The following is a 22659-nucleotide window of genomic DNA, read 5'->3' as shown; positions in this document are numbered from 1 at the left end:
AGCTTTCGTGCAACAAAAAACCCCTCGTGCCCATGGGCATGCGAGGGGTGGCGCGTCGGGCTGCTTCAGCCGACGCGCCCGCCAAGTACGAGAATTCGGGTGCGCATGGCAACGACCTTCCTCCCACGCAGTGGCGGGTGTCAAGCTGGTGGAACCGGCGTCTCACCATGCGGTCCGCCCCCCGGACCGCCGACGGTATGGCGTTGTGGCAGGTCAAGTGCCCCGTGCAGGTGCGCGGACCGAGCCTGAACAGCACCCGATCGGGCGTCCGCGCCGAGGTGCGGACGGCGCCCGCCGAGGGTGCCGACCGGACGCGGCAGCGGGAAGCCCCGGCGCAGCAGCGCGCGGCGCAGCCGGAGCTCGTCCAACGGCTGGGCGAAGGCCAGGCCCTGGGCCCGCCGGCAGCCCAGCTCCTGGAGCACCGCGAGCTGCCGGGGGGTGTCCACCCCCTCGGCGCCGGTGATCAGGCCGAGGTCGCGGCCGAGCCGCAGCGCGTGCCCGGCCAGGGTGCGGCCGAGCGCCGAGTCGGCGACGTCCTGGACCAGGCTGCGGTCCAGCTTCAGCGCGTCGAACGGGAGCCGGGTGAGCGCCCCCAGCGAGCCGCTGCCGGCCCCGAAGCCGGCCAGCGCGGTGGAGACCCCGAGCCGGCGCAGCGCGGCCAGCCGGCGGCCCAGCTCGTCCGCGGACTCGTCCGGCCCGGTCCGGGCCAGCTCGATCACCAGCAGCTCGGGCGGCAGCGCGCTCTCGCGCAGTGCGGCGGCGACCGTCTCGTACATCCCGGGGGCGCAGATCCGGTCGGCGCCGAGCCGGACGGTGACCGGGACGGGCGGCGCGCCGGGCCCGTCGGCGCGCCGGCGGGCGGCGGCGGCCACCGCCTCCTGGAGCATCCAGCGGGCGAACCGGGTGGCCGCGTCGCCCTGCTCGGCGGTGCGCAGGAACTCGGCGGGAGTGAGCAGCAGGCCCTGCGCGGAACGCCAGCGGGCCTGCGCCTCGACCCCGGCCAGCCGGCCGCCGGAGAGCTCCACCACCGGCTGGTGGAGCAGGGTGAAGCCGCCCTCGCGGACCGCGAGCCGCAGCCGGTCCTCCAGCTCGGTGCGGCGCTCCCGCTCGGCCCGCATGGCCGGGGCGTAGAGCACCACCCGGCCCTTGCCCTCGGACTTGGCCCGGTACATCGCCAGGTCGGCGTTGCGCAGCAGCTCGTCGGCGGCCGTTCCGCCGATCGGATCGGCCCCGGGCGCCGGCCCGGGGACGGCGGGCGGCCGTTCTCCGGCCCCGGGCTGGGCCGGGATGACCGGGCGCGGGGCCGGGGCGGGCTCGCGCGGGGCGAAGGCGATGCCGATGGAGGCGGCGACGCCGAGCTCGACGCCCCCGATCCAGTACGGCTCGGAGAGCGCGGAGCGGATCCGCTCGGCGAGGTCCTGCACCTGGGGCCGGCCGAGCCGGCCGCGCACCAGCACCGCGAACTCGTCGCCGCCGAACCGGGCCACGGTGTCCCCGGAGCGGACGGCGCCCTGCAGCCGGCGGGCGGCCTGCACCAGCAGCTCGTCGCCGACCTGGTGGCCGGCCGAGTCGTTGACCGCCTTGAAGCCGTCCAGGTCGAGGAAGAGCACGGCGGTGGCGGTGCCGTCCGACCCGTCCGCGTCCAGCGCGGCGCGCACCCGGTGGCCGAACAGGGCGCGGTTGGGCAGGTCGGTGAGCGGGTCGTGGAAGGCGTTGTGCTGCAGCTGGGCCTGCAGGAGGACCCGCTCGCTGACGTCCCGGCTGTTGAGGATCAGCCCGTCCCGGTACCGGTTGACGGTGGACTCCACGTGCAGCCACTCGCCGCCGCTGCCGGAGCGGATCCGGCACTCGACCCGGGCCGAGGGCTCGGCGGCGGCGCCCCGGGCGCGGGAGCGGGCGAGGATCCGGCGGACCTCGCCGAGCACCCGGTCCACGTCCTCGGGGTGGACCAGGTTGAGCAGGTTGCCGCCGACCAGCTCCTCCGGGTCGCGGCTGTAGACCCGCAGCGCGGCCGGGCTGACGTAGGAGAGCACCCCGGTCTCCCCGGCGATCATGATGACGTCGCTGGAGCCCTGCACCAGGGAGCGGAAGTGGGCTTCCTTGTGCGCGAGTTCCTGGGCGAGCGAGAGGTTGTCCAGCAGCATGACGCCCTGCCGGAGGATCAGCGCCAGGCCGACCGTGCAGGCCGCGGCGAGCACCACCCGGTCCAGCGCGTGGCCGCCGAGCGCGTTGTAGAGGATCCCGGCGGTGGCCACGGCGGCGGCCACGTACGGGGTGAGCGCGCTGAAGGTGGAGGCGACCCGGCGGCGCGGGAGGCCGCCGAGCGAGGGGTGCTCGGAGCGGGCCGGGCGGCGGTCGTGCGACCAGGGCGCCCAGGCCAGCAGCACGCTGCCGGCGAACCAGCCGGCGTCCAGCAGCTCGCCGGAGTGGTACCCGCTGCGGAACTCGGGCGAGGTGAACAGGGCGTCGCAGACCACCGTGACGGCCAGCGCCACCATCGCGGTGTGCACGGCCGCCCGGTTGCCGTCCCGGCTGCGGAAGCGCAGGCCCACCACCAGGGAGACCAGCAGGATGTCCAGCAGCGGGTAGCCGAGGCCGAGCGCCAGCTTCAGCGGGTCGTCGCCCTCCCCCGCGGCGACCCGGCCGAGCGCCAGGCTCCAGCTCAGCGTGAACAGCGAGCCGGCCACCAGCCAGGCGTCCAGCAGCAGGCAGAGCCAGCCGGCCGCGGTGCGCGGCCGCTGGGCGAGCACCAGCAGCCCGAGGATGGCCAGCGGCGCGAACAGCAGGAAGGCGTAGTCGGCCAGCGAGTCGGGCGGCAGCGGGGTGCGCAGCACCAGCTCGTACCAGCCCCAGGTGCCGTTCCCGAACGCGACCATCGCGGAGGAGAGGCCGAACAGCAGCCAGGCCGGCCGGGCGTGACCACCGACCGTGAACCCCCGGATCAGGCAGGACAGCGCGGCCGCGAGGGCCGCCCCGGCCAGGCCGAAATCCCCCATGAACAGTGCGAGTCCGCGCGAACCCCAGCCGACGGAGGCGCCGAGGGTGTAGCCGAGGCAGAGCGCCAGGAGCAGGGCGCCGGGCAGGCTGGGGCCCCGGGCAGGCAGTACCGAATCGGTGGAGTTCAAGCGACATCTCCCCCTCCGGCCTGCGGCCGTACCGGCGTTCCCGCCTCCGGACCCTACACCACTTCGGTCACTCAGTGGCACGCCATCTCAACTTAGAGTAATGGGCAGCAGGTGGGCGGCGGCCGGTTCACCACGGGATCCCCCGATCGGCCCAGCGCGCCCCGTGCGCGGTCGCGCTGGGCTCGGCGGCCGGTCGCGGCGGGCTCAGCGTCCGGTCGCGGCGGGCTCGGTGTCCGGGAAGAGCCGCAGCCGGTGGGCGAGCGCGGCGGCCTCGCCGCGGCCGCCGACCTCCAGCTTGGCCAGGATGTTGGAGACGTGGACGCTGGCGGTCTTCGGCGAGATGTAGAGCTCCTCGGCGATCTGACGGTTGGTCCGGCCGAGGGCCAGCAGCCGCAGGACGTCCCGCTCGCGCGGGGTGAGGCCGAGGCTCTCCACCGGGTCGGCGGCGGCCGGGCGCGGCCGGGGGGCGGCCGGCTCCAGGACGAGTCCGGCCCGGTCGGCGAGGTGCGCGACGTCCCGGCCGAGTCCGGTGTCGCCGCGCCGGGCGGCCGCGCCGGCCGCCTCCCTGAGCAGCGCGGCGGCGGCCTCGCGGTGGCCGGCCGCCGCCTCGGCCTCGGCGGCCCGCAGCAGGGCGAGCGCCAGCGGGTACGGCAGGCCGGTCGGGCGCAGGGTGTCGACGGCGTCGTTCCAGTGCCCGGCCGCGGGCCGGCCCTCGGCGCGGGCCAGTTCGCCGGCCAGCAGGTGGGACCAGCCGCGGTGCAGCGGCACCCTGGGGTCGAGCTGGGCGGCGGCCGCGGCGATCCGCTCCAGCACCACCGGGCGGCCGAGGTCGGCGGCGGGCAGGCCGCGGCTGTCCGCCTCGGCGCCGGCGGCGACCGCGAGCAGCGGCAGCAGCTGGGCCTCCTTGCCCTCGGCGCCGGTGGAGTCCAGGGCGTCCAGCAGGATCTCGCGGGCCTCGGCGGACCGGCCCCGGCGGGCGGCGAGCTGGACGCCGAGCTGCGCGGTGGGCAGCACGTGCTGCGGCTGGTCCTCCCGGCCGGCGGCGGTGCGGGCGCTCGCCCAGTGGGTCACGGCGGTGTCCAGCTCCCCGCGCATCAGCGCGAGTTCGCCGCGCAGCCGGTCCAGGAACTCGTGGTACCACTCGGTGCCGGGCACCGACGTCCAGGCGGTCAGCGTCGCGGCGGCCTCGTCGGGCCGGCCGACCGCGATCAGCGCCTCGGCGAGGTTGCCGCTGAGGATCGCGCCGGTGTTGCCGAGCAGCCCGGCCCGGTCGGCCACCTCCAGACCGCGCCGGGCGACCTCGACCGCCTCCTCGGAGCGGCCGTGCAGCAGGAGCAGCGAGGCCAGGTTGTTCAGGCCCCGGGTGTGCAGGTCGAGGCCGAGCGGGCGGGAGCGCTCGACGGCGTCGGCGAGCATCGCCAGGCCGCCCTCGGGGTCGCCGAAGTCGCTGTACAGCGAGGCCAGGGTGATCCGGGCGTGCTGCTCGACGGAGTCGGCGCCGACCTGCCGGGCGATCTCCACGGCCCGTTCGGCGGTGGCGATCAGCTGCCGGTCGGGGGTGCGGAGCATGCCGTGCGCGGCGTCCTGGGCGAGCACCTCGGCCTGGATCGCGGACGGGCCGAGGTGGGCGACCAGGCGGTGCGCGTACTGGATCTCCTCCACGCCGCCGGCCCGGTTGAGGTGGCCGAGGATCCGGGCCCGCTGGAGGCGGAACCAGGCGGCCCGGACCGGGGTGCGGTCCTCGTCGACCAGCTTGAGCGCGCGCTTGGCGAGGCTGAGTCCGCGCTCCCGGTCGCCGGCGCGGCGGGCCGCGACGGTGGCCTCGGCGAGCACGTCGACCAGTTGCAGCCGGTCGCAGCTCTCGTCGTGCTCGCCGGCCGCGCAGGCGCACGGTGGGTAGGTGTCGGCCCAGTCGTACGGGCGCAGGGTGGTGGCGAGGACGTCCTCGGAGACCTCGTCCCACAGTTCGAGGGCGCGCTCCAGCATCCGCAGCTGCTCGGCGAAGGCGTTGCGGCGGCGGGCGGCGCGGGCGGCGTCCAGCGCGCTCGGCAGCGCCTTGGCCGGGTGGTGGGCGTGGTACCAGTAGTTGGCCAGCCGGGCGGGCCTGCCCTCGCCGCAGAGCAGGGCCGGCTCGCGTTCCACGGCGGTGGCGAAGCTCCTGTTGATCCGGTACCGCTCGCCGGGCAGCAGGTCGTCGGAGACCGCCTCGCGGACCAGCGCGTGCCGGAACCGGTAGCCCTCGCCGTCGGTGTCCGGGCGCAGGATGTTGGCGCCGACCGCGGTGCGCAGCGCCTCGATCAACCGGTCCTCGCCGAGTGCGGTGCCGATCGCGCTGTCGCCCTCGCCGAGCACGGCGGCGAGCAGCCCGTGCTCCACGTACGAGCCGCCCTCGGCGGCCGCCCTGAGCACCCGTTGGGTGTCGTCCGGCAGCGCCTCGACCCGGACCAGCAGCATGTCGCGCAGCGAGTCGGTCATCCCGGCGGAGCAGCCCTGCTGGTGGGAGGTGGCCAGCTCCTCGACGAACAGCGCGTTGCCCTCGGAGCGGCGGTGGATCCGGTCGACCAGCTCGCGGTCGGGGGTCGCGGTGCCGAGGATGCCGGCCAGCTGGGCGGCGACCTCGCGCTGGTCGAAGCGGTCGAGCTCCAGGCGCTGTACGGTGCGCAGCCGGTCCAGCTCGGCCAGGAAGGGCCGCAGCGGGTGGCGGCGGTGGAGGTCGTCGGTGCGGTAGGTGGCGAGGATCAGCAGCCGGGTGCCCTGCAGGGTGCGGATCAGGTAGGCGAGCAGCTCGCGGGTGGAGCGGTCGGACCAGTGCAGGTCCTCGACGGCGAGCACCACCGTGCGGTCGGTGCCGAGCCGCTCGAACAGCCGGCCGGCGTGGTCGAAGAGCCGGGCCCGGCCGAACTCGTCGTTGGGCTCGCCGTCGGCCTCGCCGAAGTCGGGGAAGAGCCGGGCCAGATGGCCCTCCATCCCGGCGGCGGCCCGGTCGAGTTCCGGGCCGAGCCGGCGGCGCAGCCGACGCAGCGCGGCGGCCAGCGGCGCGTACGGCAGGCCCTCGGCGCCGATCTCCAGGCACCCCCCGAGCGCGGTCACCACGGTGTCGGAGCCGGCGGCCGCCAGGAACTCCTCCACCAACCGGGTCTTGCCGACCCCTGCCTCTCCCCCGATGAGGACCGCCTGCGGGTCACCGTTCTCCGCCCGGCGCAGCGCCCCCGTCAGGAGTCCGGTCTCGGTTCCTCGGCCCACGAAGACGGGGCTCACCGATGTCTGCTCCATGTCGGCGAGCATGCCACAGGCCGCGGACCGGGGCCGACCGGTTATCCCGGGGTCCGGACGGCCCGAAGGGGAGGCGCCGGTGGCGTCCTCCCCTTCGTCGGCGCGGGCCGGTCGCGGCCCGGCGGTGGTCACCCGAGCCGCGCGGCGGGAGCGGTCAGGTGCAGGCTCCGGGCCACCCGGTGCAGCAGGCCCTCGTGCTGACGGGCGGCGGGCCGGCCGGCCACCGCCTCGCGGGCCAGCCGGTCCTGGGCGGCCAGGGCGAGCAGTTCCTGGTGGCGGTGCTGGATGAGCTCGTACTCGATCATTGCGGTTCCCCTCGTTGCGGTGTCGAGTACGAGACTCCTCTCCCAGTGGGGGGTGCCACATCGGCCCGATGCCTCATCCTGGCCGGGGCCGGTGCCTTAGGACCCGGGTCCCGGATGCCGAAAGGCCCGTGCGCAGGGCTCCGAGGAGCCGTACGCACGGGCCTTTCCGTCCCGGGTGCCGTCTAAGGCGTCTAAGGCGTCTTAGGCGTCTTAGGCGAGCTTCTCCAGGATCATGTCCTTGACCTTGGCGGCGTCGGCCTGGCCGCGGGTGGCCTTCATGACCGCGCCGACCAGGGCGCCGACCGCCTGGACCTTGCCGTCGCGGATCTTCGCGGCGATGTCCGGGTTCCCCGCGATCGCCTCGTCGACGGCCGCGCCGAGCGCCGAGTCGTCGGAGACCACGGCGAGGCCGCGCTTCTCGACGACCTGGTCCGGCTCGCCCTCGCCGGCGAGGACGCCCTCGATGACCTGGCGGGCCAGCTTGTCGTTGAGCTTGCCCTCGGCGACCAGCGCGCAGACCCGGGCCACCTGGACCGGGGTGATCGGCTGCTCGGACAGGTCCGTGCCGGTCTCGTTGGCGCGGCGGGCCAGCTCGCCCATCCACCACTTGCGGGCCTGGTCGGCGGGGGCGCCGGCGGCGATCGTCTCCGAGATCGGCTCGACCGCGCCGGCGTTGAGCACCGACTGCATGTCCTTGTCGGACAGGTCCCACTCGGCCTGCAGCCGGGCGCGGCGCACCCGGGGCAGCTCGGGCAGACCGGCCCGGAGCTCCTCGACCCACTCGCGCGAGGGGGCGATCGGCACCAGGTCGGGCTCCGGGAAGTACCGGTAGTCCTCGGCGTTGTCCTTGATCCGGCCGGCCGTGGTGGTGCCGTTGTCCTCGTGGAAGTGCCGGGTCTCCTGGACGATCGTCCCGCCGTCGGTCAGGACGGTGGCGTGCCGCTGGATCTCGAAGCGCGCCGCCCGCTCGACCGAGCGCAGCGAGTTGACGTTCTTGGTCTCCGAGCGGGTGCCGAAGGTCTCGGTGCCGTTGGGGCGCAGCGACAGGTTGACGTCGCAGCGCATCTGGCCCTTGTCCATCCGGGCCTCGGAGACGCCCAGCGCCTTGATCAGCTCGCGCAGCTCGGCCACGTACGCCTTGGCGACCTCGGGAGCGCGGTGGCCGGCGCCCTCGATCGGCTTGGTGACGATCTCGATCAGCGGGATGCCGGCCCGGTTGTAGTCGAGCAGCGAGTACTCGGCGCCGTGGATGCGGCCGGTCGCGCCGCCCACGTGGGTGGACTTGCCGGTGTCCTCCTCCATGTGGGCGCGCTCGATCTGCACCCGGAAGACCTCGCCGTCCTCCAGCTGCACGTCGAGGTAGCCGTTGAAGGCGATCGGCTCGTCGTACTGGGAGGTCTGGAAGTTCTTCGGCATGTCCGGGTAGAAGTAGTTCTTCCGGGCGAACCGGCACCACTCGGCGATCTCGCAGTTCAGCGCGAGGCCGATCTTGATCGCCGACTCCACGCCGATGGCGTTGACGACCGGGAGCGAACCGGGCAGGCCGAGGCAGGTCGGGCAGGTCTGCGAGTTGGGCTCGGCGCCCAGCTCGGTCGAACACCCGCAGAACATCTTGGTCTTGGTACCCAGCTCGACGTGGACCTCAAGGCCCATCACCGGGTCGTACGCGGCCAGCGCGTCGTCGTACGAGACCAGGCTGATGACGCTCACAGCGTTTCCTTCACTTCTTCTCTCGGAGGTCCGTCAGCCGAGCAGCACGTCGTCGTCGCCGAGCCTACGGAGCTCGCGGACGAGGAGTGCGGTGCCGGTGATGAGGGCGGCGGCGCCGACCAGGGCGTTGATCAGCTTGAGCGTGTCGCTCTCGTCCCGGGCCTTGCGGACGTCCTTGGCGATGCCGATCGCGCCGAACGCGGTGGTGCCGATGGACAGCCAGAGGCCGGGCTTGGAGTGCTTGAAGCCCTTTGCCTTCGCTACGGTGCTCGTGCTCACAGTGCCGGTGCCTCCTCGAGCAGGGGGTGTCCCCACTTGTCGTTGAGTGCGGCCTCGACGGCGCCGCCCACGCGGTACAGGCGGTCGTCCGCCATCGCGGGGGCGATGATCTGCAGGCCGACCGGGAGATTGTCCTCCGGCGCGAGCCCGCAGGGCAGCGACATGGCCGCGTTGCCGGCGAGGTTGGACGGAATCGTGCACAGGTCGGCCAGGTACATCGCCATCGGGTCGTCGGCGCGCTCGCCGATCGGGAACGCGGTGGTCGGCGTGGTCGGCGAGACCAGCACGTCCACGCCCGCGAACGCCGCGTCGAAGTCGCGCGAGATCAGCGTGCGGACCTTCTGCGCCGAGCCGTAGTACGCGTCGTAGTAGCCCGAGGAGAGCGCGTAGGTGCCGAGGATGATGCGGCGCTTCACCTCGTCGCCGAAGCCCGCCTCGCGGGTCAGCGCGGTGACCTGCTCGGCCGAGCGGCCGCCCTCGTCGCCGACCCGCAGGCCGTAGCGCATGGCGTCGAAGCGGGCCAGGTTGGAGGAGGCCTCGCTGGGCGCGATCAGGTAGTACGCGGGCAGCGCCAGGGTGAAGGACGGGCAGGACACCTCGACGACCTCGGCGCCCAGCTCGCGCAGCAGCTCCACGCTCTCGTTGAAGCGCTGCATCACACCGGCCTGGTAGCCCTCGCCGGCGAACTCCTTGACGACGCCGATCCGCATGCCGCGGATGTCGCGCATCTTCGCCGCCTCGACCACGGCCGGGACCGGCGCGTCGATGGAGGTGGAGTCCAGCGGGTCGTAGCCGGCGATCGCCTCGTGCAGCAGGGCCGCGTCGAGGACGGTACGGGCGCACGGGCCGCCCTGGTCCAGGGAGGAGGAGAAGGCGACCAGGCCGTAGCGGGAGACCGAGCCGTAGGTCGGCTTCACACCGACGGTGCCGGTGACGGCGCCCGGCTGACGGATCGAACCACCGGTGTCGGTGCCGATCGCCAGCGGAGCCTCGTACGCGGCGAGCGCCGCGGCCGAGCCGCCACCGGAGCCGCCCGGGATGCGGGACAGGTCCCACGGGTTGCCGGTCGAGCCGTAGGCGGAGTTCTCGGTGGAGGAGCCCATCGCGAACTCGTCCATGTTGGTCTTGCCGAGGATCACCACGTCCGCGTCCTTCAGACGCGAGGTCAGGGTGGCGTCGTACGGCGGGATCCAGCCCTCGAGGATCTTCGAACCACAGGTGGTCGGGATCCCCTTGGTGGTGAAGACGTCCTTCAGCGCCAGCGGGACGCCGGCCAGCGGGCCGAGCTCCTCGCCGCGGGCGCGCTTGTCGTCCACCGTGCGGGCGGCCTTCAGCGCACCCTCGGTGTCGACGTGCAGGAAGGCGTTGACCTTCTTGTCGACCGCGTTGATGCGGTCGAGGTGGGCCTGGGCGACCTCGACGGCCGAGACCTCGCCCTTGGAGATCGCGGCGGCGGTCTCGGCAGCGGTGAACTTGATCAGCTCGGTCATCTCGGTCAGTCCTCCCCGAGGATCTGGGGAACGCGGAAACGCTGGTCCTCACTGGCGGGGGCGCCGGAGAGCGCCTGCTCCGGCGTGAGCGACGGACGCACCTCGTCGGCACGCATGACGTTGGTCAGCGGCAGCGGGTGCGAGGTCGGCGGGACGTCCTGTCCGGCCACCTCGGAAACGCGGGCGACCGCGCCGATGATCACGTCGAGCTGCTCGGCGAAGTGGTCCAGCTCTTCGGCCTGCAACTCCAGACGCGACAGCCGGGCGAGGTGGGCGACCTCCTCGCGCGTGATGCCAGCCATGCGGCGATCCTCTCCTTACATGGGTCAGACCCCCATCCTATGGGCACACGGGTAGGCATTTTCCGGCACCGCGGGCCGGGGCGGCGCCTCACTGCGGGGCGAGGCGCTCCACGTCCGGCGCTTCGGTCTGGTGCACCAGCAGCCAGGCGGTGGCCTGGTCGGCGGGCAGCGCGGCGGAGACCAGCCAGCCCTGGACCGCGTCCACCCCCATCACCTGGAGCCGCTCCCACGTCTCGTCGTCCTCGACGCCCTCGGCGACCACGGTCAGCCCGAGCGAGTGGGCGAGCTCGACCGAGCAGCGGACCACCGCCGCGTCGTGGTCGTCCGCGACCATCCGCGACACGAAGGACCGGTCGATCTTCAACTCCCCCACCGGCAGGCTGCGCAGCCGCACCAGCGAGGAGTGCCCGGTGCCGAAGTCGTCCAGCGACATCCGCACGCCGTACCGACGCAGCTCGTCGAGCGTGTCGGCGGCCCGCCGGGAGTCGTCCAGCAGCAGCCGCTCGGTGATCTCCAGCTGCAGCGCGTCGGCGGGCACGTCGTGCCGCTTGAGGTGGCCTGCCACCCGCTGGGCGAAGCCCGGGTTGAGCACGTCGCGCGGCGAGACGTTGACGGCGACCGGCACCATCAGGCCCTGCGCCCGCCAGAGCGCCAGCTGCCCGACCGCCGTCTCCAGGACGTAGTCGGTCAGCCGGGGCATCAGGCCGCTGGACTCCGCCAGGCTGATGAACTCGTCCGGGGGGACCCGGCCCTGGCCGGGGCGGTCCCAGCGGACCAGCGCCTCCAGGCCGACCACCCGGCCGTCGAAGGCGACCTTCGGCTGGTAGTGCAGCTGTACCTCGGCCAGCTCCAGGGCCCGCCGCAGGTCGCCGAGCAGGCCGATCCGGTACGGCGTGTCGACGTCCCGGGCCTCGTCGTAGCGCTCCACGCCGGAGCGGCCGCGCTGGGCGTGGCCCATCGCGACGTCGGCGCGGCGCAGCAGCGACTCGGCGTCCTGGGCGTGCGTCGGGTAGACGCACACCCCGGCGCTGGCCTCCAGCACCAGCAGCAGCCCGTCGAGGCGGATCGGCGCGGCGAGTTCGGTGATCAGCGCCTTGGCCACCCGCTCCAGCACCTCGGTGGAGCCGACGCCCGGGAGCAGCACGGCGAACTCGTCGCCGCCCATCCGGGCCACCACCGGCCGCTCCCCGCGCTGCGCGGGCTGTGGCGGCAGGGCGGCGGCCAGCTCGTCCCCGCCCTCGCCGTGCGGGCCGTGGCCGGTGCCGGTGCGCAGCGCGCGGTGCAGCCGGCGGGCGATGTGGACCAGCAGCCGGTCGCCCGCGGTGTGGCCGAGCGCGTCGTTCAGCGAACGGAACCGGTCCAGGTCGAGCAGGATCAGCCCGACCTGGTACCCGGGTTCGGCGTCGTGCCGGGTGAGCGCCTCCTGCGTGGCGAGCAGCAGCGCCTGCCGGTTGGGGAGGTCGGTCAGCGGGTCGGTGAGCTGGTCCCGGGCGCGGTCGCGGGCGATCCGCCAGGCCGCGACCAGCACCGCGAGCGGCACGGCGAACAGCGGCAGCAGCTCGGGCTCGTACCGGTAGACCAGGACGGCCAGCGGGATGAGCGGCGCAGCGCCGGCCAGCAGCACGCCGAGCAGCAGGACCGCACCCGCCACCCCCTGCGGCGGGCGTGTGGGCGCGCCGCCGGTCGTACGATCCATAAGCCCTGTCCTCCGTCGGGCCCGCCCCGTCAGGCCGCCTTACGGTGAGGCACCGTCACGGTGCCGGCGGACGTCAGGCGAGGGGCGTCCCCACGGGGTCCGGGCATGACCGGACCACACACCCTTGCTGACAGTTCGTTGCACCCAGGGTAAGCCGGTGTCCGTCGGGAGGGCACACTTTCGGACATCCCCGAGCGCGCCACCGGTCACCGCGCGCTGCACAGTGACAGAATGCCCGACTTCGCGCGGCAACACCCCGGCGACGCGGCATCAGGACGATAACGACCCGTCAGGAAACGGACTCCGCGGAATCCTCGACCGGCAGTCCCAGGAACGCCCGGGCCGCGTCGGCGCCCTGGTCGAGCAGGACGGCGAAGCCGGCGTCGTCCAGCACCGGGACGCCGAGCTGCACCGCCTTGTCGTACTTCGACCCGGGGTTGTCACCGACCACCACGAAGTGCGTCTTCTTCGACACCGAGCCGGTCACCTTCGCACCGCGCGAGGTCAGCGCCTCCTTGGCGCCGTCCCGGGTGTGCCCGGCGAGCGTCCCGGTGACCACCACGGTCAGCCCCTCCAGCGGCCGCTCGCCCTGCTCCTCGGCGCCCTCCTCGACGAAGCGGACGCCGGCGGCGCGCCACTTCTCCAGGATCTCCCGGTGCCACTCCTCGGCGTGCCACTCCCGGATCGCCCTGGCGATGGTCGGGCCGACGCCCTCGACGGCCGCCAGCTCCTCCTCGTCGGCCCCGAAGACCCGGTCCAGGTCGCGGAACTCGCGGGCCAGCGCCTGCGCGGCGACCGGGCCGACGTGGCGGATGGACAGGCCGTTGAGGAAGCGCCAGAGCGGACGGTCCTTCACCTTGTCCAGGTTCTCCAGCAGCAGGCCGAGCGACTTCTTCGGCTCGCCCTTGGTGTTGGCGAAGAAGAAGACCTCCTTCTCCTGGCCGGTCCGGTCGTCCAGCTTGGGCATGCCGGTCTTCTGGTCGCGGACCAGGACCTTGATCGGCAGCAGCTGCTCCTCGGTCAGGCCGAAGATGTCCCCCTCGTTCTTGACAGGAGCGTCAACAGGCTTCAGCGGCTGGGTCAGCGCGGTCGCGGCGACGTAGCCGAGCCCGTCGATGTCCAGCGACTCCCGGCCGCCCAGGTAGGCGATCCGCTCCCGCACCTGCGCCGGGCAGAACTGCGCGTTGGGGCAGCGCAGGTCGATGTCGCCCTCGGCCATCGGCCGCAGCTCGGTGCCGCACTCGTGGCAGTGCGAGGGCATCACGAACTCGCGCTCGGTGCCGTCCCGCAGGTCCTCGACCGGGCCGAGGATCTCCGGGATCACGTCGCCGGCCTTGCGCAGCACGATGGTGTCGCCCAGCAGCACGCCCTTGGCCTTCACCACCTCCTGGTTGTGCAGCGTCGCGTACTGCACCATCGAGCCGGCCACCTTCACCGGCTCGGCGAGCACCGCGAACGGGGTGGCCCGGCCGGTGCGGCCGATGCCGATCATGATCGAGGCCAGCTTGCCGGTGACCTCCTCCGGCGGGTACTTCCAGGCGATCGCCCAGCGCGGGGACTTGGAGGTGGCACCCAGCCGCCCCTGCAGGGCGATCTCGTCCACCTTCACCACGACGCCGTCGATCTCGTGCTCGACCGAGTGCCGCTGCTCGCCGTACTGCCGGATGAAGGCACGCACCTCCTCCAGCGTGCCGACCACCCGGTTGTGCCTGGCGGTGGGCAGGCCCCAGTCGCGCAGCAGCTGGTAGGCGTGCGACTGGCAGTCGATCTCGAAGCCGACCCGGGCGCCGATGCCGTGCACCACCATGTGCAGCGGGCGGGAGGCGGTGACCAGCGGGTCCTTCTGCCGGAGCGAACCGGCGGCCGCGTTGCGCGGGTTGGCGAACAGCTTGACCATCGCCTGCGGGCGCCTGCCCTCCTTGGCGCGCTCCTCGTTGACCGCCCGGCGGCGCTCGTTCTCCGCCGCGAAGGAGGCGTTCAGCTCGGCGAAGGCCTCGGTCGGGAAGTAGACCTCGCCGCGGATCTCCACCAGCGCGGGGACGTTCTCCCCCCGCAGGCGGTGCGGGATCTCGGCGATGGTGCGGACGTTAGCGGTGATGTCCTCGCCGACCCGGCCGTCGCCGCGGGTCGCGGCCTGCACCAACTCGCCGTCGACGTACGTGAGGTTGACCGCGAGGCCGTCGACCTTGAGCTCGCACAGGTAGTGATACTCGACCCCGGCGAGCTCGCCGGCCACCCGCTCGGCCCAGGCGGCCAGCTCCTCGTCGTCCATCGCGTTGTCGAGGCTGAGCAGCCGCTCCCGGTGCTCGACCTTGGCGAAGCCCTCGACGGCGGCGCCGCCGACCTTCTGCGAGGGGCTGTCGGGCGTGACCAGCGCCGGGTGCTCGGCCTCCAGCGCCTCCAACCGGCGCATCAGGCGGTCGAAGTCGGCGTCGCTGACGGTCGGCGCGTCGTGCTCGTAGTACCGGGCGCGGTGCTCCTCGATCTCGGCCGCCAGCTCCGCGTGCTGCTTGCGCACCTCGGCCGGGATCTCCTCCCAGCCCTCGACAACCGCCACCTGAGCCCTCCAAGTCCCTTACTCGGGCGTGTCCACCAGGCTCTGCGCCGCCTTCACGGTGTGTGACAGGGCCGCCCGGGCATACCGGGGGGAAGCCCCCGCCAACCCGCACGTCGGTGTCACCAGCACCCGGCGGCCCAGCAGCTCCGGATCCAGCCCCAGCCTGCGCCACAACGTCCTGACACCCTGGACACTACCGGCAGGGTCGGACAATTCCCGGTCCGCGGAGGGCACCACACCGGCCAGGACCGCGGTGCCGCCCTCGATCGCCTCGCCCAGGTCGTCGTCGTCACGCTCCGTCAGGAACGAGAAGTCCAGCGACACCGCCGCGGCACCGGCCCGGCGCAGCAGCGGGATCGGCACGCCCGGCGCGCAACTGTGCACCACCACCGGCACGTCCAGCGCCCCGATCACGTCCCGCAGCGCCTGCTCGGCGTGCTGCCGGTCGACCGCGCGCAGCCGCTGGAAGCCGCTGGCGGTCTTCACGCTGCCGGCCAGCACGGCGGGCAGCGAGGGCTCGTCCAGCTGCAGGACGAGCTGCGCGCCGGGCACCCGCTTGCGGACGTCCGCGAGGTGGCGGCGCAGGCCCTCGGTCAGCGACCCGGCGATGTCCCGGCAGGCGCCGCGGTCGGAGAGCGCCTTCTCCCCGTAGTGCAGCTCGATCGAGGCGGCCAGCGTCCACGGGCCGACCGCCTGCAGCTTGAGCGCGCCGTCGTACCCCTGGGTGAACTCCTCCAGGGCGTCCAGGTCCTCGCCGAGCCAGGAGTGGGCGCGCCGGGTGTCCCGGCCCGGGCGGTCGGAGAACCGCCAGCCGCTCGGCTCGGTCTGCGCGAAGAGCTCGACCAGCAGGCCGGCGCCGCGCCCGATCATGTCCGCTCCCGGCCCCCGGGCCGGGAGTTCGGGCAGGTGCGGCAACCGGTCCAGCTCGCCGACGACGGTCCTGGCGGCCTCCCGCGCGTCGGTGCCGGGCATCGACCCGACCGCCGTCGCGGCGCCGTTCAGCTCGGGGAAGGAGTACTCAGTGCTCACGGCCCCGAGCCTACGGCCTGAGCGGTCAGGCGCGTTCGGCGGCGGGGTCGGCGGCCGGCAGGCGGCCGGACCGGACGGCCTTGAGCAGGGCCGCGTGGTCGCGCTCGTTCTGGTCGGCGTAGGCCTCGGCGAACTCCGCCAGCGCCCGGTCGAAGGACTCGCCGCCGCCGAGGTAGGCGGCGATCGCGATCCGGTCGCCGGAGCGGGCGTGGGCGCGGGCCAGGGTGAAGCCGCAGAACTCGCCGAAGGTCCGCATCCCGGCGGGCGCCATCTGCTCGGCGACCGCGATGCCCTTCCAGTCGCGCAGCTGGCGCACGTAGAAGTCCCGGCGGCGGCCGTCGATGCCCTCCACCCGCTCCCAGCCGAGGAAGATGTCGCTGGCCGCCTGCATCAGCCGCTGCCCGGACACCACCCGCTCGCCCTGGTTCTTGTAGGCGCTGGCGCCGACGTACGGGGCCAGCACCGAGGTGTCGGCCTCCTTGGCCTGCAGGAACAGCGGGTCGCGGCCGTCCCGGCCGAGCAGCAGGAAGATCCAGCAGCGGGTGCCGACGCTGCCCACGCCGACCACCTTGCGGGCCGCGTCGACCATCCTGAAGTCCCGCAGCAGGGTGCGCCGGTCCGAGACCAGGGTGCTGCCGTACCGCTCGACCAGGCCGGTGAAGAGCTTGGTCAGGGCGCTGCGCTCCACCTCGGGCAGCAGGTCGGCGATCGGCACCAGCAGCGGCGGGTCGGCGGCGATCCGCAGCTGCCCGTCGACCTCCTCGGTCAGCTTCTCGAAGACCTGCAGGCTGTCGCGGGTGCGGGCCTTCACCAGGGCGCGCTCCAGGTTCTTGCGGCCCTGCTTGGCGATCTTGTCCGCAACGAGCTCCTGGAGGTCGTCGGCCTCCAGCCGGGCGTACCAGACGTCGAGGTCGCGCATGCCGGCGAAGCGGGTCATCGACTCGCGGTAGGAGCGGACGGTGGCCCGCACCACGCCGGAGCGCTCGGCGTCGTCGAAGCCGTTGGCCCGGCCGGCGATGACCAGGCTGGCGGCGAGCCGCTTGACGTCCCACTCCCACGGCCCGGGCAGGGTCTCGTCGAAGTCGTTGATGTCGAACAGCAGCCGGCGCTCCGGGGAGGCCAGCAGCCGGAAGTTCAGCATGTGCGCGTCGCCGCACAGTTGGGCCCTGATCCCGGAGTGCGGGGTGGCGGCCAGGTCGGAGGCCATGACGGCGGCCGCGCCCCGGTAGAAGCGGAACGGGGACTCGCTCATCCGGCTGTAGCGGATCGGCACCAGCTCGGGCACCCGCCGGGACGACTGGCCCTGGAGGATCTCCAGCGGATCGGGCCGGTCCTCGGCCGGCCGGTACTCGGCGTGGCCCGAGCGGGGCGAGTGCTTGCGGGCGGCGCGGCCGAGCGCGACCCGCTCCTCCGGGGTGGCATCGGGGACCGCGCGCATGGCCGTGTCGTCGTTCCTCGGCATCGAGGACCTCCCGCCGGATCGGCGCGCGCCGCCGCCCCGGACGGCGGTCGGCGCGCAGCCCCTCGATCATCGCGGCGCGGCCCGGTTCCGGCCTCCCGGGCGGGCCGTCCGGGGAAGGCCCGCCGCCGGCCGCTACTGGCCCGGGCGGACGGTGATCTCGGTGATCTCGGCGTCGCGCGGGAGGTCGATCGCGGTGAGGATCGCGGTGGCGACCGACTCCGGGGCGATCCAGCGGGACGGGTCGTACGCCGCGCCCTCCTGCTGGTGGACCTTCTGCTGCATCGGCGTCGCGGTGCGGCCCGGGTACACCGTGGTGACCCGCACGCCGTTGGCGTGCTCCTCGCCCCGCAGCGCGTCGGCCAGCGCCCGCACAGCGAACTTGCTGGCCGCGTACGAGCCCCAGGTGGGGTCGGCGCGCAGGCCGGCGCCGGAGTTGACGAACAGCACGTGGCCGCGGGTCAGGCGCAGCTGCGGGAGCACCAGGCGGGTCAGCTCGGCGGGGGCGACCGTGTTGACGTTCAGCTGGTGCTGCCACGCCTTGACGGGGGTGTCGCCGACGGTGCCGAGCTCGACCACGCCGGCGATGTGCAGCAGGGTGTCCAGCTCCACCGGCAGGGACTGGTGGCCGAACGCCCAGGACAGCTTGGCCGGGTCGGCCAGGTCGCCGACCAGGGTGTTCGCCCCGGGGAAGCGCTCGCGCAGCTCGGCGGCCCGGCGGGCGTCGCGGGCCAGCAGCCAGAGCTCCTCGCCGCGGGCGGCGAGACGTTCGGCGACGACGGCGCCGATGCCGGATCCGGCACCGGTGATCAGGTGGGCAGCCATGCGGACGGGCTCTCCTTCAGGACTGGAGGTGGGCGAGGGCTTCGGCGGGGGTGTCGGCGAAGGAGATCAGCTCGGCCAGCGGGCGCGGCAGGAAGCCCTCCGCGTCCATCCGCTCCAGCTGGGTGCGCAGCCCGGCGTAGAAGCCCTCGGTGTCCAGGACGACGACCGGCTTGTCGTGCAGCGCGTGCTTCTTCAGCTCCAGCACCTCGGTGACCTCGTCGAGCGTGCCGAGGCCGCCGACCAGGACCACCACCGCGTCGGCGCGGGCCAGCAGCTCCGCCTTGCGGGCCGCCAGGTCGGCGGTCATCACCAGCTCGTCGGCGCCCTCGTAGGTCTTGTGGGCGAGCAGTTCGACGGAGATGCCGACCAGCCGGCCGCCGGCCTCCTTCACGCCGTCGGCGAGCAGGCCCATCAGGCCGGCGTGCGAGCCGCCCCAGACCAGGGTGTGGCCCTGCGTGCCGAGCAGCCGGGCGAATTCGGCCGCCGGGGCGGTGTAGCGGGCGTCGAGCGAGTACGCGGAGCAGAAGACCGTGATGTTCATGATGCGATCAGGTCTACCACGCCGGTCGAACGGGTTTACCGGGACGGGACCGCGGGGCGGGTGGTGGTGGCGATGGTCGCGGAGCCGACCACCCGGGTGCCGTCGTACAGCACGACCGCCTGACCGGGCGCGATGCCCCGGGCCGGGCTGTCCAGTGTGACCTGCAGCTCGTCCCCGGCGAGGGTGGCCGTGACCGGCACCTCCTCGCCGTGCGCGCGCAGCTGCGCGGTGTACCGGCCCTCGCCGGCCGCCGGGGTGCCGCACCAGCGCGGCTTGATCGCGGTCAGCCCGCTGACGTCCAGGCCCTCGACCGGGCCGACCGTGACGGTGTTGTTCACCGGGGAGATGTCGAGCACGTAGCGCGGCTTGCCGTCGGCGGCCGGCCGGCCGATCCGCAGGCCCTTGCGCTGGCCGATGGTGAAGCCGTACGCGCCGTCGTGCTCGCCCAGCTTGGTGCCGTCCACGTCCAGGATGTCGCCGGTGGCGGTGCCCAGGTGCTTGGCCAGGAAGCCCTGGGTGTCGCCGTCCGCGATGAAGCAGATGTCGTGGCTGTCGGGCTTCTTCGCGACGGCCAGGCCGCGCCGCTCGGCCTCGGCGCGGATCGCGTCCTTGGTGGTGTCGCCGAGCGGGAAGAGCGAGTGCGCCAGCTGGTCGGCGTCCAGGACGCCGAGGACGTACGACTGGTCCTTGGCGGCGTCCACCGCGCGGTGCAGCTCGCGGATGCCGTCCGGGAGGTCGACGATCCGGGCGTAGTGGCCGGTGCAGACCGCGTCGAAGCCGAGGGCGACGGCCTTGTCGAGCAGCGCGGCGAACTTGATCTTCTCGTTGCAGCGCAGGCACGGGTTGGGGGTGCGGCCGGCCGCGTACTCGGCGACGAAGTCGTCGATGACGTCCTCGCGGAAGCGCTCGGCGAGGTCCCAGACGTAGAACGGGATGCCGATCACGTCGGCGGCGCGGCGGGCGTCGCGGGAGTCCTCGATGGTGCAGCAGCCGCGGGCGCCGGTCCGGAAGGACTGCGGGTTGGACGACAGCGCCAGGTGCACGCCGGTCACCTCGTGCCCCGCCTCCGCGGCACGCGCGGCGGCGACGGCGGAGTCCACCCCGCCGGACATCGCGGCCAGCACCCGCAGGCGACGGCCGTCGGACGGAGCGGTGGGGGCACCCGGGAATTCAGTCATGATGCCCACAAGGGTAACCAACTGGGGGCGCGGGGAACTGCGCGAGTGGCCGGGCAGCCGCTTGCGGCCGGTGACGGTCCCGGCCACTCCCGTGGTCGGCCCTACGCGCTGGTCGACCCCACTCGCGTGGTCGGCATCGCCCCGCGGCGGAGCCGCCTATCGAACAGAGGCCCGAGCCCCTGCCTTTCGTGCTCGTTCCACAACGCCGGGAAGGGCCACCGCGAGGGCGTCCACGTCGGCCTTGGTGGAGGTGTGGCCGAGGGAGAAGCGGAGCGAGGCGCGGGCGAGCAGCGGGTCGGCGCCCATCGCGAGCAGGACGTGCGAGGGCTGCGGGACGCCCGCGGAGCAGGCGGAGCCGGTGGAGCACTCGACGCCCTGGGCGTCGAGCAGCATCAGCAGGGCGTCGCCCTCGCAGCCGGGGAAGGAGAAGTGCGCGTTGGCGGGCAGCCGCCCGTCCGCGGCGGGGTCGCCGTTGAGGACGGCGTCCGGCACCGCCGCGAGCACGGCGGCGACCAGGTCGTCGCGCAGCGCCCCGACGGCGGCGGCGTGCTCGGCCCGCCGTTCGACGGCGATGGCCGCGGCGGCGGCGAAGGCGGCGGCGGCGGGCACGTCGAGCGTGCCGGAGCGGACGTCGCGCTCCTGCCCGCCGCCGTGCAGCAGCGGGACGGGTGCGGCGCTGCGGGCGAGCAGCAGTGCGCCGATGCCGTACGGTCCGCCGATCTTGTGGCCGGTGACGGTGAGTGCGGTCAGCCCGGACTCGGCGAAGGAGACCGGGACCTGACCGAGCGCCTGCACCGCGTCGGCGTGCATCGGCACCCCGAACTCGGTGGCCACGGCCGCGAGTTCGACGACCGGCTGGATGGTGCCGACCTCGTTGTTGGCCCACATCACGGTGACCAGGGCGACGTCGGCGGGGTTGCGTTCGATGGCGGCCCGCAACTCGGCGGGGTGGACCCGCCCGTGGCCGTCGACCGGCAGGTACTCGACCGCGGCGCCCTCGTGCTCGGCGAGCCAGTGCACGGCGTCCAGGACGGCGTGGTGCTCGACCGGGCTGCACAGCACCCGGACCCGGGCCGGGTCGGCGTCGCGGCGGGCCCAGTAGAGGCCCTTGACGGCGAGGTTGTCGGATTCGGTGCCGCCGCCGGTGAGGACGATCTCGCTCGGGCGGGCGCCGAGCGACTCGCCGAGGGACTCGCGGGCCTCCTCGACGGTGCGGCGGGCGCGGCGGCCGGCGGCGTGCAGCGAGGAGGCGTTGCCGACCACGCCGAGGTGCGCGTTCATGGCGGCGATCGCCTCGGGCAGCATCGGCGTGGTGGCGGCGTGGTCCAGGTAAGCCATAGCGGCTCCAGTGTAGGCGCCGTCAGAGTCACGATTTGGCCATTGCACCCTCTGCAACGCGCCGTTAGCCTCCAGGCTCACCGGCGTGTGAAAGGGGTGTGGACGACGGTGTCGCAGACGGTCGACCGGGCGCTGACCATCCTCGCGTCCCTGGGTGACGGGCCGGCCTCGCTGGAGCAGGCGGCGGCCCGGATCGGGGTGCACAAGTCGACGGCGCTGCGGCTGCTGCGGACGCTGCAGGAGCACGGCTTCGTGACCCGGCAGGCGGACCACCGGTACCGGCTGGGCGGACGGATGTTCTCGCTGGCGCACCAGGCCCTGGAGGGCATCGACATCCGCCAGGTCGCCGCGCCGTACCTGGCCTCCCTGAACGAGCGCTACGGCCACACCGTGCACCTGTCGGTGCTGGAGGAGGGCGAGGTGCTCTACCTGGACAAGGTGGAGGCCCGCTACCCGGAGACGGCGGGGACCTGGCTGGGCGACGCGAGCCGGATCGGCCGGCGCGCCCCAGTGGTGGCGACGGCGGCGGGCAAGGTGCTGCTGGCGGGCCTGCCGGCGGAGCGGCTGGCGGCGGCGCTGGCGGAGCAGGGCTTCCCGGCCCGGACCCGGCGGGCGGTGCGCACCGCGGAGGAGTTCAGGGCGGAGCTGACCGAGGTTCAGCGCCGGGGCTGGGCGGTGGACGAGGAGGAATACCAGGAGTCGGTGAACTGCATCTCGGCGCCGATCGCCGGGACGGACGGCAGCGCGATCGCCGCGTGCTCGATCTCGGCGCCGGTCCGGGTGGTGAGCGCGACCGAGCTGAGCCGGCTGCTGCCGGAGCTGCTGTGCACGGTCGAGGCGATCTCGCTGGCGTACGGCGGCTCGCCTACTCCTCGCTGGTGCGAGAACCGTTGCGGTGCCAAGCACGAGGTGCGCGCCAGCCGTACTTGAGGGCGAGCAGCCGGGTCACGAAGGCGGTGACGGCGGCGAGCGAGGCGCTCAGCGGGGTGAGGCTCCCGGTGGCGATCAGGATCGCGACCACGGCCGAGCCGATCAGCGCGGGGACGGCGTAGATCTCCCGGTCCCAGCGCAGCAGCGAGGGGGGTTCGGTGGCGAGCACGTCGCGGACCACGCCGCCGCCGGCGGCGGTGAGCATGCCGCAGGCGACCGAGGAGACCGAGCCGAGGCCGTAGTCGTGCGCCTTGATGGTGCCGGTGACGCAGAACAGGCCGAGGCCGGCCGCGTCCAGGGTCTGCACGGCGAGGTTGATCCGCTCGACCTCGGGGTGCAGGAAGAACACCACCACCCCGGCGGCGAGCGGGGTGACGAAGTAGCCGAGGTTGGTGAAGGCGGCGACCGGGGTGGCGCCGATCACCAGGTCGCGCAGCACGCCGCCGCCGAGCGCGGTCGCCTCGGCCAGCACGCAGATGCCGAAGATGTCCATGTTCTTGCGGACGGCGAGCAGGCCGCCGGAGAGCGCGAAGACGAAGATGCCGACGAGGTCCAGCGTCTGCTGGACCCCGTGCGGAAAGATCTCTGAGGTCACTTGCCGAGCTTCCCCTGCGAGACGCAG

General features: G+C 73.9%; 16 protein-coding genes and 1 pseudogene. 1 reads left to right on the top strand and 16 read right to left on the bottom strand.

The features are described 5' to 3' along the window. Positions 1-140: 140 nt before the first annotated feature. The 15 genes and pseudogenes from ACGFX4_RS01705 to ACGFX4_RS01635 form a co-directional block, all read right to left on the bottom strand. Complete coding sequence (locus ACGFX4_RS01705; RefSeq protein WP_393069294.1) at positions 141-3125, bottom strand: putative bifunctional diguanylate cyclase/phosphodiesterase; 2985 nt, start codon at positions 3123-3125, stop codon at positions 141-143. A 204-nt stretch (positions 3126-3329) separates the two neighbouring features. Then, positions 3330-6398 (bottom strand): AAA family ATPase, encoded by a 3069-nt coding sequence (locus ACGFX4_RS01700; RefSeq protein ID WP_393069292.1) that lies wholly within the window; start codon positions 6396-6398, stop codon positions 3330-3332. A gap of 128 nt (positions 6399-6526) precedes the next feature. Next, positions 6527-6703 (bottom strand): hypothetical protein, encoded by a 177-nt coding sequence (locus tag ACGFX4_RS01695; RefSeq protein ID WP_393069291.1) that lies wholly within the window; start codon positions 6701-6703, stop codon positions 6527-6529. Between the two features lie 210 nt (positions 6704-6913). Beyond that, positions 6914-8413: an Asp-tRNA(Asn)/Glu-tRNA(Gln) amidotransferase subunit GatB gene (gatB, locus tag ACGFX4_RS01690; protein WP_393069289.1), complete on the bottom strand. Its 1500-nt coding sequence runs from the start codon at positions 8411-8413 to the stop codon at positions 6914-6916. 33 nt (positions 8414-8446) lie between these two features. After that, entirely contained in the window at positions 8447-8692 is a 246-nt protein-coding gene (locus tag ACGFX4_RS01685) for a hypothetical protein (RefSeq protein WP_393069288.1), read from the bottom strand. Then, positions 8689-10182 carry an Asp-tRNA(Asn)/Glu-tRNA(Gln) amidotransferase subunit GatA gene (gene gatA, locus ACGFX4_RS01680; protein WP_393069287.1) on the bottom strand — a complete coding sequence of 498 codons (1494 nt, stop codon included), beginning with the start codon at positions 10180-10182 and terminating at the stop codon, positions 8689-8691. The genes ACGFX4_RS01685 and gatA overlap by 4 nt, the downstream gene beginning before the upstream one ends. A 5-nt stretch (positions 10183-10187) precedes the next feature. Next, the gene (gene gatC / locus ACGFX4_RS01675; RefSeq protein WP_345699064.1) at positions 10188-10484 is read right to left on the bottom strand and encodes an Asp-tRNA(Asn)/Glu-tRNA(Gln) amidotransferase subunit GatC; all 297 of its coding nucleotides are present in this window, start codon (positions 10482-10484) and stop codon (positions 10188-10190) included. 88 nt (positions 10485-10572) lie between these two features. Then, positions 10573-12117, bottom strand: a pseudogene (locus tag ACGFX4_RS01670) (putative bifunctional diguanylate cyclase/phosphodiesterase); the annotation flags it as partial. A 352-nt stretch (positions 12118-12469) separates the two neighbouring features. Beyond that, positions 12470-14737 (bottom strand): NAD-dependent DNA ligase LigA, encoded by a 2268-nt coding sequence (gene ligA / locus ACGFX4_RS01665; protein ID WP_393069284.1) that lies wholly within the window; start codon positions 14735-14737, stop codon positions 12470-12472. Positions 14738-14755: 18 nt separating this feature from the next. After that, entirely contained in the window at positions 14756-15766 is a 1011-nt protein-coding gene (locus tag ACGFX4_RS01660; protein WP_393069282.1) for a methionine synthase, read from the bottom strand. Positions 15767-15791: 25 nt separating this feature from the next. Then, positions 15792-17228, bottom strand: coding sequence for a DUF2252 domain-containing protein (locus ACGFX4_RS01655; protein ID WP_393069280.1), 1437 nt, complete (start codon positions 17226-17228; stop codon positions 15792-15794). A 132-nt stretch (positions 17229-17360) separates the two neighbouring features. Continuing rightward, positions 17361-18050 (bottom strand): SDR family oxidoreductase, encoded by a 690-nt coding sequence (locus ACGFX4_RS01650; protein WP_393069279.1) that lies wholly within the window; start codon positions 18048-18050, stop codon positions 17361-17363. A gap of 16 nt (positions 18051-18066) precedes the next feature. Continuing rightward, positions 18067-18591 (bottom strand): TIGR00730 family Rossman fold protein, encoded by a 525-nt coding sequence (locus tag ACGFX4_RS01645; RefSeq protein ID WP_393069277.1) that lies wholly within the window; start codon positions 18589-18591, stop codon positions 18067-18069. Between the two features lie 35 nt (positions 18592-18626). Further along, positions 18627-19769: a tRNA 2-thiouridine(34) synthase MnmA gene (gene mnmA / locus ACGFX4_RS01640; protein WP_393069276.1), complete on the bottom strand. Its 1143-nt coding sequence runs from the start codon at positions 19767-19769 to the stop codon at positions 18627-18629. Positions 19770-19925: 156 nt separating this feature from the next. Further along, positions 19926-21107, bottom strand: a complete 1182-nt coding sequence (locus ACGFX4_RS01635; protein WP_393069274.1) for a cysteine desulfurase family protein — start codon at positions 21105-21107, stop codon at positions 19926-19928. 108 nt (positions 21108-21215) lie between these two features. Here ACGFX4_RS01635 and ACGFX4_RS01630 point away from each other — a divergent pair, with 108 nt between their 5' ends. Further along, on the top strand, positions 21216-22037 hold the full coding sequence (locus ACGFX4_RS01630; protein ID WP_393069272.1) for an IclR family transcriptional regulator: 822 nt from the start codon (positions 21216-21218) through the stop codon (positions 22035-22037). On the opposite strand, the gene ACGFX4_RS01625 is transcribed toward ACGFX4_RS01630, so the two are convergent. Then, positions 21973-22632 carry a trimeric intracellular cation channel family protein gene (locus ACGFX4_RS01625; protein ID WP_345699055.1) on the bottom strand — a complete coding sequence of 220 codons (660 nt, stop codon included), beginning with the start codon at positions 22630-22632 and terminating at the stop codon, positions 21973-21975. The two genes, ACGFX4_RS01630 and ACGFX4_RS01625, sit on opposite strands and share 65 nt — an antisense overlap. Positions 22633-22659 lie beyond the last annotated feature (27 nt).

Source organism: Kitasatospora sp. NPDC048365, assembly GCF_043200835.1.
Classification (GTDB): Bacteria; Actinomycetota; Actinomycetes; order Streptomycetales; family Streptomycetaceae; genus Kitasatospora; species Kitasatospora terrestris.
This window is presented reverse-complemented; position numbering and strand designations above follow the sequence as displayed.